Annotated in this window: 13 protein-coding genes, 2 tRNA genes and 1 rRNA gene; 6 read left to right on the forward strand and 10 right to left on the reverse strand. The window is 41.1% G+C overall.

Features of this window, described 5'->3' with window-relative positions; translation table 11 throughout:
* Positions 1-642, forward strand: coding sequence for a phosphoribosylglycinamide formyltransferase (purN, locus tag PAND9192_RS19255; RefSeq protein WP_087855015.1), 642 nt, complete (start codon positions 1-3; stop codon positions 640-642).
* An 89-nt stretch (positions 643-731) separates the two neighbouring features.
* Here the strand turns inward: purN and PAND9192_RS19260 are convergent, their stop codons facing one another.
* On the reverse strand, positions 732-1,529 hold the full coding sequence (locus PAND9192_RS19260; RefSeq protein WP_087855016.1) for a class II glutamine amidotransferase: 798 nt from the start codon (positions 1,527-1,529) through the stop codon (positions 732-734).
* Between the two features lie 89 nt (positions 1,530-1,618).
* A complete protein-coding gene (gene lpcA, locus PAND9192_RS19265; protein WP_061000225.1) occupies positions 1,619-2,197 on the reverse strand; it encodes a D-sedoheptulose 7-phosphate isomerase in 579 nt (192 codons plus the stop codon).
* 533 nt (positions 2,198-2,730) lie between these two features.
* On the opposite strand from lpcA, the gene fadE reads away from it, so the two are divergent.
* Complete coding sequence (gene fadE / locus PAND9192_RS19270; RefSeq protein WP_087855017.1) at positions 2,731-5,184, forward strand: acyl-CoA dehydrogenase FadE; 2,454 nt, start codon at positions 2,731-2,733, stop codon at positions 5,182-5,184.
* 58 nt (positions 5,185-5,242) lie between these two features.
* On the opposite strand, the gene PAND9192_RS19275 is transcribed toward fadE, so the two are convergent.
* Together PAND9192_RS19275 and dnaQ are read right to left on the reverse strand one after the other, a co-directional pair.
* Positions 5,243-6,442, reverse strand: a complete 1,200-nt coding sequence (locus tag PAND9192_RS19275; RefSeq protein WP_234999223.1) for a TIGR03503 family protein — start codon at positions 6,440-6,442, stop codon at positions 5,243-5,245.
* A gap of 7 nt (positions 6,443-6,449) precedes the next feature.
* The gene (dnaQ, locus tag PAND9192_RS19280) at positions 6,450-7,178 is read right to left on the reverse strand and encodes a DNA polymerase III subunit epsilon (RefSeq protein ID WP_087855018.1); all 729 of its coding nucleotides are present in this window, start codon (positions 7,176-7,178) and stop codon (positions 6,450-6,452) included.
* Positions 7,179-7,229: 51 nt separating this feature from the next.
* Between dnaQ and rnhA the strand changes: the two genes are divergently transcribed.
* A complete protein-coding gene (gene rnhA / locus PAND9192_RS19285; protein WP_087855019.1) occupies positions 7,230-7,694 on the forward strand; it encodes a ribonuclease HI in 465 nt (154 codons plus the stop codon).
* An 8-nt stretch (positions 7,695-7,702) separates the two neighbouring features.
* Here the strand turns inward: rnhA and PAND9192_RS19290 are convergent, their stop codons facing one another.
* Positions 7,703-8,461, reverse strand: a complete 759-nt coding sequence (locus PAND9192_RS19290; protein ID WP_087855020.1) for a class I SAM-dependent methyltransferase — start codon at positions 8,459-8,461, stop codon at positions 7,703-7,705.
* Between the two features lie 41 nt (positions 8,462-8,502).
* On the opposite strand from PAND9192_RS19290, the gene gloB reads away from it, so the two are divergent.
* The 3 genes from gloB (at position 8,503) to PAND9192_RS19305 (ending at position 11,563) form a co-directional block, all read left to right on the forward strand.
* Positions 8,503-9,261 (forward strand): hydroxyacylglutathione hydrolase, encoded by a 759-nt coding sequence (gene gloB / locus PAND9192_RS19295; RefSeq protein WP_087855021.1) that lies wholly within the window; start codon positions 8,503-8,505, stop codon positions 9,259-9,261.
* Positions 9,262-9,332: 71 nt separating this feature from the next.
* Positions 9,333-10,877 carry a LysM peptidoglycan-binding domain-containing protein gene (locus PAND9192_RS19300; RefSeq protein ID WP_087855022.1) on the forward strand — a complete coding sequence of 515 codons (1,545 nt, stop codon included), beginning with the start codon at positions 9,333-9,335 and terminating at the stop codon, positions 10,875-10,877.
* On the forward strand, positions 10,874-11,563 hold the full coding sequence (locus tag PAND9192_RS19305; protein WP_087855023.1) for a Yip1 family protein: 690 nt from the start codon (positions 10,874-10,876) through the stop codon (positions 11,561-11,563). The genes PAND9192_RS19300 and PAND9192_RS19305 overlap by 4 nt, the downstream gene beginning before the upstream one ends.
* On the opposite strand, the gene PAND9192_RS19310 is transcribed toward PAND9192_RS19305, so the two are convergent.
* From PAND9192_RS19310 to rrf, 5 genes are all read right to left on the reverse strand, one after another.
* Positions 11,560-12,426 (reverse strand): endonuclease/exonuclease/phosphatase family protein, encoded by an 867-nt coding sequence (locus PAND9192_RS19310; RefSeq protein WP_087855024.1) that lies wholly within the window; start codon positions 12,424-12,426, stop codon positions 11,560-11,562. The two genes, PAND9192_RS19305 and PAND9192_RS19310, sit on opposite strands and share 4 nt — an antisense overlap.
* 98 nt (positions 12,427-12,524) lie before the next feature.
* The gene (locus PAND9192_RS19315) at positions 12,525-12,860 is read right to left on the reverse strand and encodes a DUF1904 domain-containing protein (RefSeq protein ID WP_087846685.1); all 336 of its coding nucleotides are present in this window, start codon (positions 12,858-12,860) and stop codon (positions 12,525-12,527) included.
* Positions 12,861-13,924: 1,064 nt separating this feature from the next.
* A tRNA-Trp gene (locus tag PAND9192_RS19320) sits at positions 13,925-14,001 on the reverse strand.
* A gap of 37 nt (positions 14,002-14,038) precedes the next feature.
* Positions 14,039-14,115: transfer RNA gene (locus tag PAND9192_RS19325), tRNA-Asp, on the reverse strand.
* Between the two features lie 32 nt (positions 14,116-14,147).
* A 5S ribosomal RNA gene (gene rrf / locus PAND9192_RS19330) occupies positions 14,148-14,263 on the reverse strand.
* Between the last annotated feature and the right edge of the window lie 3 nt (positions 14,264-14,266).

Here is a 14,266-nt window from a genome sequence, read left to right on the forward strand (position 1 = left end):
ATGCATAATATCGTTGTCTTAATCTCAGGAAATGGCAGTAACTTACAAGCAATTATTGATGGCTGTAGTAATGGCATTATCAACAATAGTCAGGTTGCTGCTGTGATCTCAAATAAAGCCGATGCTTATGGTCTTAAACGCGCTCAACGTGCCAATATAGATAATCTTTGTGTGACAGCAACAGATTACGCTAATCGTCAAGATTACGATCAAGCACTGATGGAAAAAATAGATGCTTATCAACCTGATGTGATTATTCTTGCCGGTTTTATGCGGATCTTATCAGCAAATTTTGTCAATCATTATCAAGGAAGAATGCTTAATATCCATCCTTCTTTACTGCCTAAATATTCGGGATTAAATACTCACCAACGCGCCATAGATGCAGGTGATAAAGAACATGGCACTAGTGTCCATTTCGTTACCGAGCAACTTGATGGCGGTCCGGTTATTTTGCAAGCGAAAGTTCCTATTTTTACAGAAGATAGTGTCGATGACGTAATAGAACGTGTTCAACAACAAGAACATAAAATCTATCCATTAGTCACACAGTGGCTACTGAGTCAACGGCTATCAATGCAAAATGGTTATGCCGTACTCGATGGCAACAGACTGCCACCACAAGGCTATGCTGCACAATAAACGCTTAATCTAATGATATAAAAAAGGCGATCTCATTGAGATCGCCTTTTTATTATCTGCTGTAATTCTGTAAATAGTAACGCTTACTATTAGCAAGTACTAACATCGGTTGAGATCGCATCATAAACTGTCTCACCGAAATGGAACACGCGAAACTCACCTGTTGCCATCTTCTGCCAATTTTCATCATTCGTTAACGGCTGAGTCGCAATCACAGTGACGATATCATTAGCCGTTGTTTCACGTTGAAAATCAATAGTGACATCTTCATCAATTAATGACGCTTTACCAAATGGCGCACGACGAGTGATCCAATGTAAGTTATTGGTACAATAAGTTAGTACATACTCACCATTGCTCAGTAGCATGTTATACACACCTAATTGACGCAATGTATTACAACACTCGGCAAAGTAGTCAAACACTGGCGTCATATCAGCCGGTAATACTGGAAAACGAATTTCTAATTGATTCATTAACCAACAAAATGCCGTCTCACTATCAGTATCACCAACAGCTTGATTACGTCCTGTTACTAATTGCTCATAGCCTGTCAATTGGCCATTATGCGCAAACGTCCAATAATTACCCCATAACTCACGCGTAAAAGGATGGGTATTTTCTAAACTCACCCCACCACGATTAGCCTGACGAATATGACTCACAACAGCACGACTTTTAATTGGATATTGTTGCACTAACTCAGCAATACGTGATTGGCAACTCGGGTTAGGATCTTTAAAGGTTCTAAATCCTTTACCTTCATAAAAAGTAATTCCCCAGCCATCACGATGGGGACCAGTATTCCCCCCACGTTGCATTAAGCCAGTAAAGCTAAAACAAATATCTGTTGGCACATTGGCACTCATGCCTAATAATTCACACATTTTTATTTCTGCTCTTTACGCTGAGTCATGCTCATTTAAACATTAATAATCGTTATTATTACTTTCTTAATGAGTAACAATCTATACGATTATTTTTCCATTTCTTTTTCAACTAACATAATTAAAATATGAATGATTTTAATATGTATTTCCTGAATGCGATCAGCATAACCAAAATGTGGTACTCGAATTTCCACATCGGCTAGTCCTGCCATTTTACCGCCATCTTTACCGGTTAAAGCAATGGTTTTCATTCCTTTCGCTTGCGCAGCTTCAATAGCTTTAAGAATATTCGCCGAATTGCCAGAGGTTGAAAGCCCAAACAACACATCGCCTTTAGCGCCCACAGCTTCTAAATAACGTGAAAATACGTATTCATAACCAAAATCATTACTGACACAAGATAGGTGGCTTGGATCTGAAATAGCAATTCCAGGGTAACCTGGGCGATCATCACGATAACGGCCTGTCAGTTCTTCGGCAAAATGCATAGCATCACAATGAGAACCACCATTACCACATGATAATACTTTCCCACCTTGTTTAAATGAATCTGCTAATAATTTAGCTGCTGCTTCAATATCAGCCAAATTTTTATCATCATTTAAAAAACGGTTAAGGACGTCAGCGGCATCAGTTAATTCGCTACGGATCAGATCTTTATACATAAGCTGCTCTCTCAATGTTTACTATAAAATACAAATCAGGTGAACAAGCTGTTCACTTGATACTGCAATACATCATTAATCGCAGTTTACAGACAAATAACTTCCAGTGTCGACTATTGATGTGATGCTATGTCGGAATTAACCACTAAAATTTACTCTAATGACAAAATTGAAGCTGTAATGTAAATATTACACTCAAATATTGTCAGCAAAATCTACCAACCCTATCGTGTAACACATCAACGACATTGCATTGTGAGTTAAAAATTCGCAACCATTTAAAATCAATCACTGTAAAAACAGCACCTTGATATTGCTATCACCGTCTGTACCACATATTTACACAAAATATTTTACATTAATTTAATAATTAACTTACAATAAACAAAGGTAGTGGTTAGACCTCCTACCTTATTTGTCAGCTATGCTCTACACAACCGTAGCACAATGTTGTCTCTAAAAGTTTCAATCGACACTGCAATGAAATTTTTACTGCTATTTACAATGCTGCTATATGATTACGGAGAATCGCTATGCCTACATTTATATACTTAGTCAGCTTTATCTGTATGGTTATCATCCTCGCTTATCACCGTGTATCACGTCCTATTTTTACAGCGATGATCGCAGCACTATTGGTCATCGGTACTCTGTTCGATATTATCGGCATCGTGAGTTGGTTTATTTTTACTATCATTGCATTAGTCATAAATATAGCCCCCATCCGTAAAAAACTACTCACAAGCTATGCGCTCAATAGTTTCAAAAAAGTCATGCCCCAAATGTCTCAAACAGAACAAGAAGCCATTGATGCCGGTACGGTATGGTGGGAGGCAGATCTTTTTAGTGGCAAGCCTGATTGGAATAAGTTACATGCTATTCAGCCACCAACGCTCACCGCAGCTGAGCAAGCTTTTTTAGACGGTCCTGTCAATGATGTTTGCCGTATGGTTAATGACTTTCAAGTCACCCACGATCTTGCTGATTTACCTCCTGAAGTGTGGCAGCAACTCAAGCAACATAAATTCTTTGCGATGATCATCAAAAAACAATATGGCGGCTTAGAGTTTTCAGCTTATGCGCAATCATTAGTGTTACAAAAACTCACCGGCGTTTCTGCGGTATTATCATCGACTGTCGGCGTACCAAATTCTTTAGGTCCTGGTGAATTACTGCAACACTATGGTACCGAAGCCCAAAAAAATTATTATTTACCTCGTTTAGCCGCAGGAATAGAGATCCCTTGTTTTGCGCTTACCAGTCCTGAAGCGGGATCAGATGCAGGTTCAATTCCTGATTTTGGTATCGTTAAACAAGGCTTATGGCAAGGCGAAGAAGTACTCGGTATAGAGCTAACTTGGAATAAACGCTATATCACTTTAGCGCCAGTCGCTACCGTATTAGGATTAGCATTTAAGCTTTTCGATCCCGACCACTTACTCGGTGATAACAAGGATCTTGGTATCACTTGCGCCTTGATTCCAACCGATGTTGATGGAGTCGAGATTGGTCGGCGTCACTTTCCACTTAATATTCCCTTTCAAAATGGTCCAACTCGCGGTGACAAAATATTTGTTCCTATCGATTTTATCATCGGCGGCCAAGCAATGGCTGGTCAAGGCTGGCGAATGCTAGTTGAGTGTCTCTCTGTAGGGCGTGGAATCACCCTGCCCTCTAACGCAACTGGCGGCTTAAAAAATGCAGCAATAGCAACCGGTGCTTATGCTCGTATTCGGCGTCAGTTTAAGTTACCGATAGGTAAGATGGAGGGAATTGAAGAGCCTTTAGCGCGCATTGTTGGCAATGCTTATGTTCTTGATGCCGCAGCGACACTGACTGTTACTGGCATTGATTTAGGCCAAAAACCCGCGGTTATCTCAGCCATTGTAAAATACCACTGCACCCATCGCAGCCAACGCGGCATTATTGATGCGATGGATATCGCAGGCGGTAAAGGTATTTGTATGGGGCCACGTAATTTTCTTGCTCGAGGCTATCAAGGAGCACCTATCGCGGTCACCGTTGAAGGTGCAAATATTCTCACGCGTTCAATGATTATCTTTGGCCAAGGGGCTATTCGTTGTCACCCTTATGTCCTTGAGGAAATCAATGCTGCTTACAACGATGATCCCCACCATGCTGTTGAACAATTTGATCGCGCTTTATTTAGTCATATCGGCTTTGTGATCAGTAATATGAGCCGCAGTTTGTGGCTAGGACTCACTGATGGCCGTGGCTCATTCGCGCCATATAAAGGTGAGACTCAACGCTACTATCAGCAAATGAACCGCTACAGTGCTAATCTAGCTTTATTAGCTGATATTTCAATGGCTACTCTTGGCGGTTCACTTAAACGTAAAGAACGTTTATCTGCGCGACTCGGTGACGTACTAAGCCAATTATATTTAGCCTCAGCGACCTTAAAACGTTATACCGATGACGGTCAGCCATCGCAGGATATCGCCCTTATCCATTGGGGACTACAAGATGCCCTTTATCAAACTGAAGTCGCCATTGATGATTTTTTAGCTAACTTTCCCAATAAAACCATTGCGTACGGATTACGACTACTGATATTACCAACGGGTTTACGGCGTCGAAAACCTGCCGATGAACTTGATCACCAACTTGCAGGTTTAATTCAAACACCATCAGCAACACGAGATCGCATTGGTCGTGGCTTATTTTTAGAACCAACACCGAATAATACCGTCGGCATGATGGAAGTCGCGCTACGTGATATTCTCGCAGCCGAGCCTATTTATGATCGTGTCTGCCAAGCAGCAAAGAAACAATTACCCTTCATGCAATTAGGTAAAGTAGCGACAATAGGATTAGAGCTCGAAGTTATCACCACAGAGGAAGCAGAATTACTTCATCAAGCAGAGGCTGGACGGCTATACACTATTAATGTTGATGACTTTGATCCACAACAATTAGCGGCTAATCCACGCCAAACAACATCACAAATAAATAGCGCAGCTTAACTTATCCAACATACTAATAATCAACAGGGAAGCATCATGCTTCCCTGTTTTATAATGCTTATTTAGGAATAACTAAATCCGGTTTTGGCACACGTTTACGTCGCCATAGCTGCAACCATCCCATGACACTAATCATGACGATAAGATTAGCCACCCCTAACCATAATAACCGTTGTTGAAGCTGCTCAGTCTTTTCTGCGGCTAATTGTTGTTCACGCTGTTGTTTAGTCAATGCTGACGAAGTATCTACAGTAACAGGCGCAACGTGAGTATAATGCTGTTTGGCTAATCGAAACACCAATTCACGCTGAGTCAGCGTATCGGTAACATAAGCCCAGCCAGCCCACCACGCCTTACCAACCTGACGATTATTAGGCCATCTTAGGATTAATTGTGATTGTTGAGGTTGAACGCCGGTTTGAATAATTTGCGGCTGATGTTGGGGTTGTTTAACCCTTAAATAGGCCGCTAATGAGCCAACAACAGCTTGATCATTCGCTGTAACTTTAACAACATGAGAGGCTAACGGCTGATGACTTTGAATAAAGGTCGTTGTTATTAAGCTTGGGTAAACTAATACTGTTTGCTCAACTGCTCGCTCAAAAACACCATTTACGGATGCTATTTTGACGCGATATTTTCCAGGTACAACATCTACACTAAGCGCAACAGTAAAAATACCATCACCGCCAATCTCATCATATCCTTGACCATTATCAGCAAATGTTCCCACCACTATCGAAGCTGACTCCTTCGCGCTAACATCATCTACATCAGTGTTAACCGGATAAAAACTAACTTCCAGCTGCACTCGATCTAAAAAATCACGTAACAATAACGGCTGTTTATTTTGAGTTAAGCGGGCTCTAAATTTCAACACTTCGGTTTGATATAATTGCGCTGGCAACGGATCAACATCGAGCTCAATATTAGACACTATTTTAATGCCATTATTGGACGACACTTTCCCTAAAGCTTGCCAAGGTCCAGCCATTGGGTGATCAATAGAAATAATGTCCATCCCCTGCTCGCTATACCACGACATCGCTTTAGAGTGACGATCGGCATAATATTTATGCCCATTGGGCGCGACTAATACCACTGATTGACTGGGCTGTTCTCGCGCCACAATAAATGTAATTTGTTCGATCTCAGGATCAACGCGAAAACGATTATCAAGCCAAGTTAATCTGGTCTCTGTTTGTGCCCAAGCACAGAGCGGTACATAAAAAATAAGTACCCATAATCGCCGCAACATATTCCCCCTAAAGACGCCAAATAACGTCAGCCTTTTTACCAATCAGATCAAGCCTATCTTGATGTGCTGTTAGTTCATCGGCAGTAGCATTAATAACCTTTAATACTTTTCGATCTGTGGCTAAACGACGAATACTGGTTGTTGTTGTCGAATCATCATTACCGCTACTTAAACGTAATGATGTTTGACCACCCGTCATCATTAAATAAACGTCAGCTAGAATCTCAGCATCGAGTAATGCGCCGTGAAGGGTACGATGAGAGTTATCAATGCCATAACGTGAACATAAAATATCAAGGTTATTACGTTTACCTGGAAATAGCCTTTTTGCCATTTCTAGAGTATCGGTGACTTGACAGATATCCTCTATTTTCGCAATTGATGCGCCCATTTTATGAAATTCATAATCCATAAAACCGGTATCAAACGATGCGTTATGGGCAACAAGTTCAGCACCATCAATAAAATCAATAAATTCTTGGTGAATATCAGCATATACAGGCTTATCACGTAAAAATTCATCGGTTATACCGTGGACAGCAATCGCTTCAGGATCAATCGGGCGATCAGGTTTGATATAAACGTGGAACGTATTACCAGTTAGCTTACGATTGATGATCTCAACCGCACCAATTTCGACAATACCATGACCTTCATAATGAGGGCCGGTCATGTTCATACCTGTTGTTTCTGTATCAAATACAATAATACGTTGATTCGTGTTAGTGGCTTTCATAGTAGTTAATGTGTCAGACTTAAGTTTTTATCTAAGGCAAAACTCCCCACAATGATGAAGCAGGTAGAGATTTTCACCGATGGATCGTGTTTAGGTAACCCCGGTCCCGGCGGCTATGGCACCGTACTAAGATACAAACAACACGAAAAAGAACTCAGTGGTGGCTATTTTATAACCACCAATAATCGCATGGAACTGCTTGCCGCCATTATGGGACTCGCGAGTTTAAAACAACCATGTCAGGTTGATCTTACCACCGACAGCCAATATGTGCGTCAAGGAATTACGCAGTGGATTCATAATTGGAAAAAAAGAGGTTGGCAAACAGCAGATAAAAAACCGGTCAAAAATGCCGATTTATGGCAGCAACTGGATCAAGAGACACAACGTCATCAAGTCCAATGGCATTGGGTTAAAGGTCATGCTGGTCATCCAGAAAATGAACGCTGTGATGTTTTAGCGCGTACTGCAGCTGAAAATCCTACTCAACAAGATACTGGTTATCAGCCAAACTGAATCTAGGATCACGACTGCGGTGGAATTTTAGGTACTGTTTTTTCAGCTTGAGTACAGCAGTTAATTCGCACAGGTGCTAATTGACGACGTAATTTCCAAGTCGGCTTAATCAGTTTTAATGGACAGGTACGTTTACGTGCAACAATAAAATATAAACTACCCACCGCAGATAATGGCTCTGAGAGAACATGCTCAAGCCATGCTGCGCAAGCAAGATGGCGCGTCGCAGGCACTATTGCAAACGTTTCTTGGTATACCACTTCATAATTAAGTAATCGTAGCCAATCATTAATTCTAAATGGCAGGTACATCCTTCCTGTCCATGGCGCTTGGCGACGATTCCATGGTAATAAGCCTCGTAAGCCTAATAGGCTTAACGGATTATTACCACTTAACACCAAATAACCATCATCAACCATCACTCTATCGATTTCTCGTAATAAACGGTGAGGATCAGTCGCATAGTCTAATTGATGCATTAACAAACACGCATCAAAAGATTTTTCAATAAAAGGTAATGCCATTGCATCAGCAGCGACACTACGTTTAGAGCTAAACTTATCGACATTAATTTGATGCTGAATATTACAATGGCTACTGGTCAGCTCTGCACTTAAGCCACCAAGCTTTAACATATGATAGCCAAACAATTTCGGACACCACTCATCAAGTCGTGCTTGTAATAATTCTGCTACCCATTCACCATTGATCACATTCGACCATGTATAAGGGACTTCAATGTGTGTTACTGTACGCGCTGGCTTCATAAGATACTGCTCAACACCTGATAAGGCTGGAGACAAAATTCATGTTAACTGTTAAAAGCATACCCGCATTTAAGGACAATTACATCTGGCTAATTCAAAACCCAGACAATCATTGTGTCGTTGTTGATCCAGGGGATGCCACGCCGGTTCTTGAGGCAATAGAAAAAGACAATTTAATTCTAGATGCGATCTTGATCACTCACCATCATCATGACCATGTCGGTGGCATTAGTGAGTTAAAACGTCGTTTCCCTGCAACCAAAGTTGTTGGACCTAATGATGAACCTATTCCAGGCATCACACGTCCGGTAGAAGATGGCGATCAAGTCGATATCTTTGGTGAACGTTTTATGGTGCTTAGCGTACCAGGACACACACTTGGTCATGTCGCTTATGTTGGCGACGAAAAACTTTTTTGTGGTGATACATTATTCTCTGCAGGTTGTGGTCGCATATTTGAAGGCACACCAGCACAAATGTTTAATTCATTACAAAAATTGGCTTCACTACCTGACGAAACTAAAGTTTACTGTGCTCACGAATACACCGCGAGTAACCTTGCTTTCGCATTAGTCGCTGAACAAGATAATGCCCATTTGCAACGTTATCGCGATCAAGTCAACCGACTACGTGCTAACGGCCAAAGTACCCTACCGACAACTCTCAGTAACGAAAAACTTATTAATCCTTTTTTACGTTGTGATCAGCCAAGTATTAAACGCTCAGTTGCTGATAAAGCGTACGATAATTCAGATATTGAGACATTTGCAGCACTTCGACGTTGGAAAGACGAATTTTAACGTTTCTCCCCTTGTAACCAAGGTGGTTGGGCAAGTATCATCACCAACCATTTTGGCTACAAACGACTATCATGAAATTCAAAATTCTTTTAGCAAGTGTGCTTGTTATCGCAGGTTGTCAAACGACAAAAGAGACAACACAGGTCGATACCAATTCAAAAAACACTGTCGTTGAGCAACCAACTAATACGCCTGTTGTACCCGTAGCGCCGGTTATTAAACCGCCTCAAGCAGAAGTAGTAAAACTGACTCCGCAACAGCAGCAGGACGTATGGGATCGCATCGCAATGCAGATCACCACCAAAATTCCAAATAATAAGCGCGTCCAGTACTACCGTAACTGGTATCTAAAAAACCCGCGTAATCTTGAAATTATTGCTCAACGCGCCCAGCCTTTTTTATATTACATCACAGAGCAAGTCGAAAAGCGTGGCATGCCGCTAGAGCTGGCATTATTACCGATCGTTGAAAGCTCATTTGACCCTCATGCTTATTCAAGTATGGCTGCTGCTGGTTTATGGCAAATTATTCCCGACACTGGCCGTCGTTTTGGCTTAAAACAAAATAGCTGGTATGACGGTCGTCGCGACGTAGTTAAATCAACGACTGCGGCACTTAATTTACTTGAGTATTTAAATAAGAAATTTGATGGTAACTGGCAACAAGCATTAGCAGCTTATAATACTGGCGAAGGTCGTGTATTTAGTGCTATTCGTAAAAACAAAGCTGCAGGTAAGCCTACTGATTATTGGGCACTTGATTTACCCAACGAAACCAGTAGCTATGTTCCTAAGCTTTACGCCGTTGCTGATATCATCATGCACCCCAAAAAGTATGGTTTTCATATTCCACCTATTAGCAATAAACCTGTTGTAGCTATCGTTAAACCAGGTGTGCAAATGGACCTGACTATTGCAGCTAAATTTGCAGGCATTAGCTTAACTGAACTCAAAGATCTAAACCCGGCTTACCGTCGTGGTGTAACTGCACCCAATGGACTTAATCAGTTATTACTGCCAATCAATACTGTTAAACGTTTTAAGCGTGAATTAGCACAGAACCGTAATGCAAGCATCGTAACTCATCATCACCGTGTAAAAGCAGGTGAAAGTTTAGGGTTAATTGCTAAACGTTATCACAGCAGCATTAAAACGATTCAAAGGGTTAATAAACTTAAGACAACTAACATTCGCATTGGGCAATTACTGACCATTCCAACCTCACCAATTTCATTGGTTAACCGTCAGCATCGTGTCGCGCTTAATGTCGAAGCACAGCATTATGTGGTGCAGTCGGGTGATAGTTTATGGAGCATTGCTCGCAAGCATAAAACCAGTATTACTAAACTGAAACAACTTAACCGTCTTAGCAAAAATGCCGTACTGCAAAAAGGACAACGGTTAAAAGTATCAGCATCAGCGAGCATTAAAAAAACCACAGCGAGCCGTAAAACGATCAGTTACAAAATACGCCGTGGTGATAGCTTAAGTACCATTGCACAGCGCTATGACGTTTCTATTGCTGAGATTAAAAAATGGAATAACCTGGGTAACCGTAAATATATTAAGCAAGGCCAACAGCTAAAATTAATTATAAGTAGTAAGGTTAAAGCATGACGCCATCAAAAAACCCAGTCATCGCCATTATTGACTTGTTTCGTTCACCAATAGAATGCTTTGCTGCAATTTATGAGCGTCCTAAGTGGGCAATTTTACCGTATTTAATGGTTGTTTTTGGGTCATTTATTTTATGGGGAAGCTACTTTAATCATGTCGATATGCCATGGTTGCAACAAGCAATTCAAGTTCAACTTGGTAATATTGGCGAAAATGTACAACAATCATGGCTAACACGAGAAGTGCTACTTGCTGGTGAGGTCTTTAGCGATATAACTGGCCGCACAGTGGTAATTTTTGTATTAGCTTTATGGTTAAAGTTAGCGACGAAAAGCAGTCAGCATCAACATAGCTATGGTAAATGGCTTGCTGCTACTTGCTTTATTATGCTGCCATCTTTTATTGGTGACATTGCAAGTTACATTAATATTGTTTTTAACCACAATAATATTCTGCCTAATGCGGCCGATTTAAACAGTTTTAATGGCTTATTAAAATTACCAATGAATAATCGCTGGGCAGCAATTGCGACTACAATGCCACTATTAGCACCGTGGTACATCGCTCTAACCTATGCAGCAGTTAGTGCATGGACAGATCTCGATCGTGCTAGAGCTATTATTGTAGCCATACTACCGTGGGTCTTAACCATAATTGTATGGCCACTATTAATTATTTCAGCCTAATGTACAGTCGGTGATACTAACTTAAACGTCGCTAATAATGGATTATGATCAGAAGCATCTGTTTTAGGTGCTTCTGCCGTTACTAAACGTAAATCACGATAATAAAGGTGATCTAGCGGTTTACCAAGCACTCGCACTCGTTGATCATTATGATAGTGCACTTCTTTTAATCCTAACGAATGGGCAAAAGCTCGCACCACTTTAATACGTGCTTTACGCCATGTATTAAAGTCACCCGCTAATATAATCGGCCCCTGATGCTGCTCTAACACTGCCTTTAAACTATCTAATTGTTGTTTATATTCATTTAAACCAATTGCAAAATTGACACCATGTAAATTAACCACAGCGAGAGTTTGTCCATTTGACAATGCAAATTGTGACAGTAAAGCCGATTTAGGTAGCCTTAACCATGGCTCCATCGCAAGATAAGCACACGTCTGACGTGATGATACTCGCGATAGATTCATAACCCCTGCTGGCGTATCAAGAAATCGAAATGCATTCGCCATTCTTACTTGCCATTGGCTATCATTCAAATAGGTTTGTAATTCAGTATTTAAACTCGCTTCTTGTAATAATACTAAATCACTTTTTTGAGTAAATGATGCTAACGCTGAACGCCAATTAGGTCGTTGCTGCTTATAAATATTCCATACCGCGACGGTTAATTGGCCATGATTATCAAGCGGTGGTGCAATTTCACTTTCAATACAGTGATAACTAAAATGAGGAGCAAATACCTCATTAGTAATTTCAGGCTGCACTGAGACATCAAATGAAGAATTAAATGCTCCTAGCCCCAATGCACCAGCGACAACACCTAAGCCAGCAACCACTTTTGTTTTTGTTCTACGCGCCATAATACAAGCCTGCATCGACAATTCAGCCCATCATAGTAATGGGCTGATATCATCGTAAAATTAGAAATAACAACATCAATGTAAGCATGAAAGAGGATTTAGTAGTGGTTACCATTATCATAATAAGCTAACGGTTTCAGCGCAGTAAAAATAACAGCGACATCTTGCTGCGGATCTTCAACAGCCTCTCTGACGATATTAGTAATCGCTTTAGCAACAAGATCCTGCGTATTCTGGCCCCGATCAAACCAAAATACCTCAACAAAAGGATAAGCATCAGAGACTTCGCCATCAAAAATAAATGATGCTGGAATATGTTCAATAGTAAAATCCTCACGAGGACAATCCATCAACGGTTGTAAATCATCAACCAACTTAGTTGATAGCTGTTTTACTGTATCAAAGGCAACAGCACGAAAGCGAAGATGTGGCATAAAAACTCCAAGAAATTGACTATTTACCTCACTACATTACCACTTTCGCCCTCTATTCAAGAGCTTTTTATTGCAAATAAAGTGTCAACACTGCAACTAGTCTTCTAGCCATCAAAGAAACGTTTATTGCTTTGTCATTGTTTCTTCTATTATTTATCTATCAATGACGCTATAAAGCACTCATAGTCTAACAAGCTTAGTATCCATGAATGAGATCATCACTATTCATTATTTCTCTCTCTAACTACGTCTATTCACCTCTTGCACCCACTCGATCATTCATAAGAATACAGCATAAAAAATCCTCACATTGCTGTCGAAGCTTTGTTGAAGATGGCAGGGGTTACGATATTTGAACGTCACAACACGCGCTGATTTTCGGTAAGGCGAATCCACTGCTATGCCAATTAACGCAACAAGCATAAATTACAGATAGCAAAAAGGCTCATATCTTTCGATATAAGCCTTATTTAATATGCCAGGGGTTACGATATTCAAACTTCACAACACGCGCTGATTTTTGGTAAGGCGAATCCGCTGCTGTGCCAATTAACGCAACAAGCATAAATTATAGATAGCAAAAAGGCTCATATCTTTCGATATAAGCCTTCCTTAATATGGCAGGGGTTACGATATTCAAACTTTACAACACGCGCTGATTTTCGGTATGGCGAATCTGCTACTCTGCCAATTGGAGCTACACCCAATATCCATAAGAATACAGACGTAAAAAATCCTCACATTACTGTCGAGGCTTTCTTGAAGATGGCAGGGGTTACGATATTCAAACTTCACAACACGCGCTGATTTTCGGTAAGGCGAATCCGCTACTCTGCCAATTGGAGCTACACCCAATATCCATAAGAATACAGACGTAAAAAAGCCCCGACATTACTGTCGAGGCTTTCTTGAAGATGGCAGGGGTTGCGATATTCAAACTTTACAACACGCGCTGATTTTCGGTATGGCGAATCCGCTACTCTGCCAATTGGAGCTACACCCAATATCCATAAGAATACAGATGTAAAAAAGCCCCGACATTACTGTCGAGGCTTTCTTGAAGATGGCAGGGGTGGAGAGATTCGAACTCCCAACACGCGGATTTGGAATCCGCTGCTCTGCCAGTTGGAGCTACACCCCTGTAGTTATTTTAAAGACTTAACTATGTCTTAAATAAATGGCGGAGTGGACGGGACTCGAACCCGCGACCCCCGGCGTGACAGGCCGGTATTCTAACCAACTGAACTACCACTCCGCAGTGTCTATTCAGCATTTAAGCAATTTAAAGCCTGGCGATGTCCTACTCTCACATGGGGAGACCCCACACTACCATCGGCGCTATTACGTTTCACTACTGAGTTCGGCATGGGATCAGGTGGGTCCATAACGCTATGGTCGCCAAGCAA

Source organism: Photobacterium andalusiense (assembly GCF_900185625.1).
GTDB classification, from domain to species: domain Bacteria; phylum Pseudomonadota; class Gammaproteobacteria; order Enterobacterales; family Vibrionaceae; genus Photobacterium; species Photobacterium aquimaris.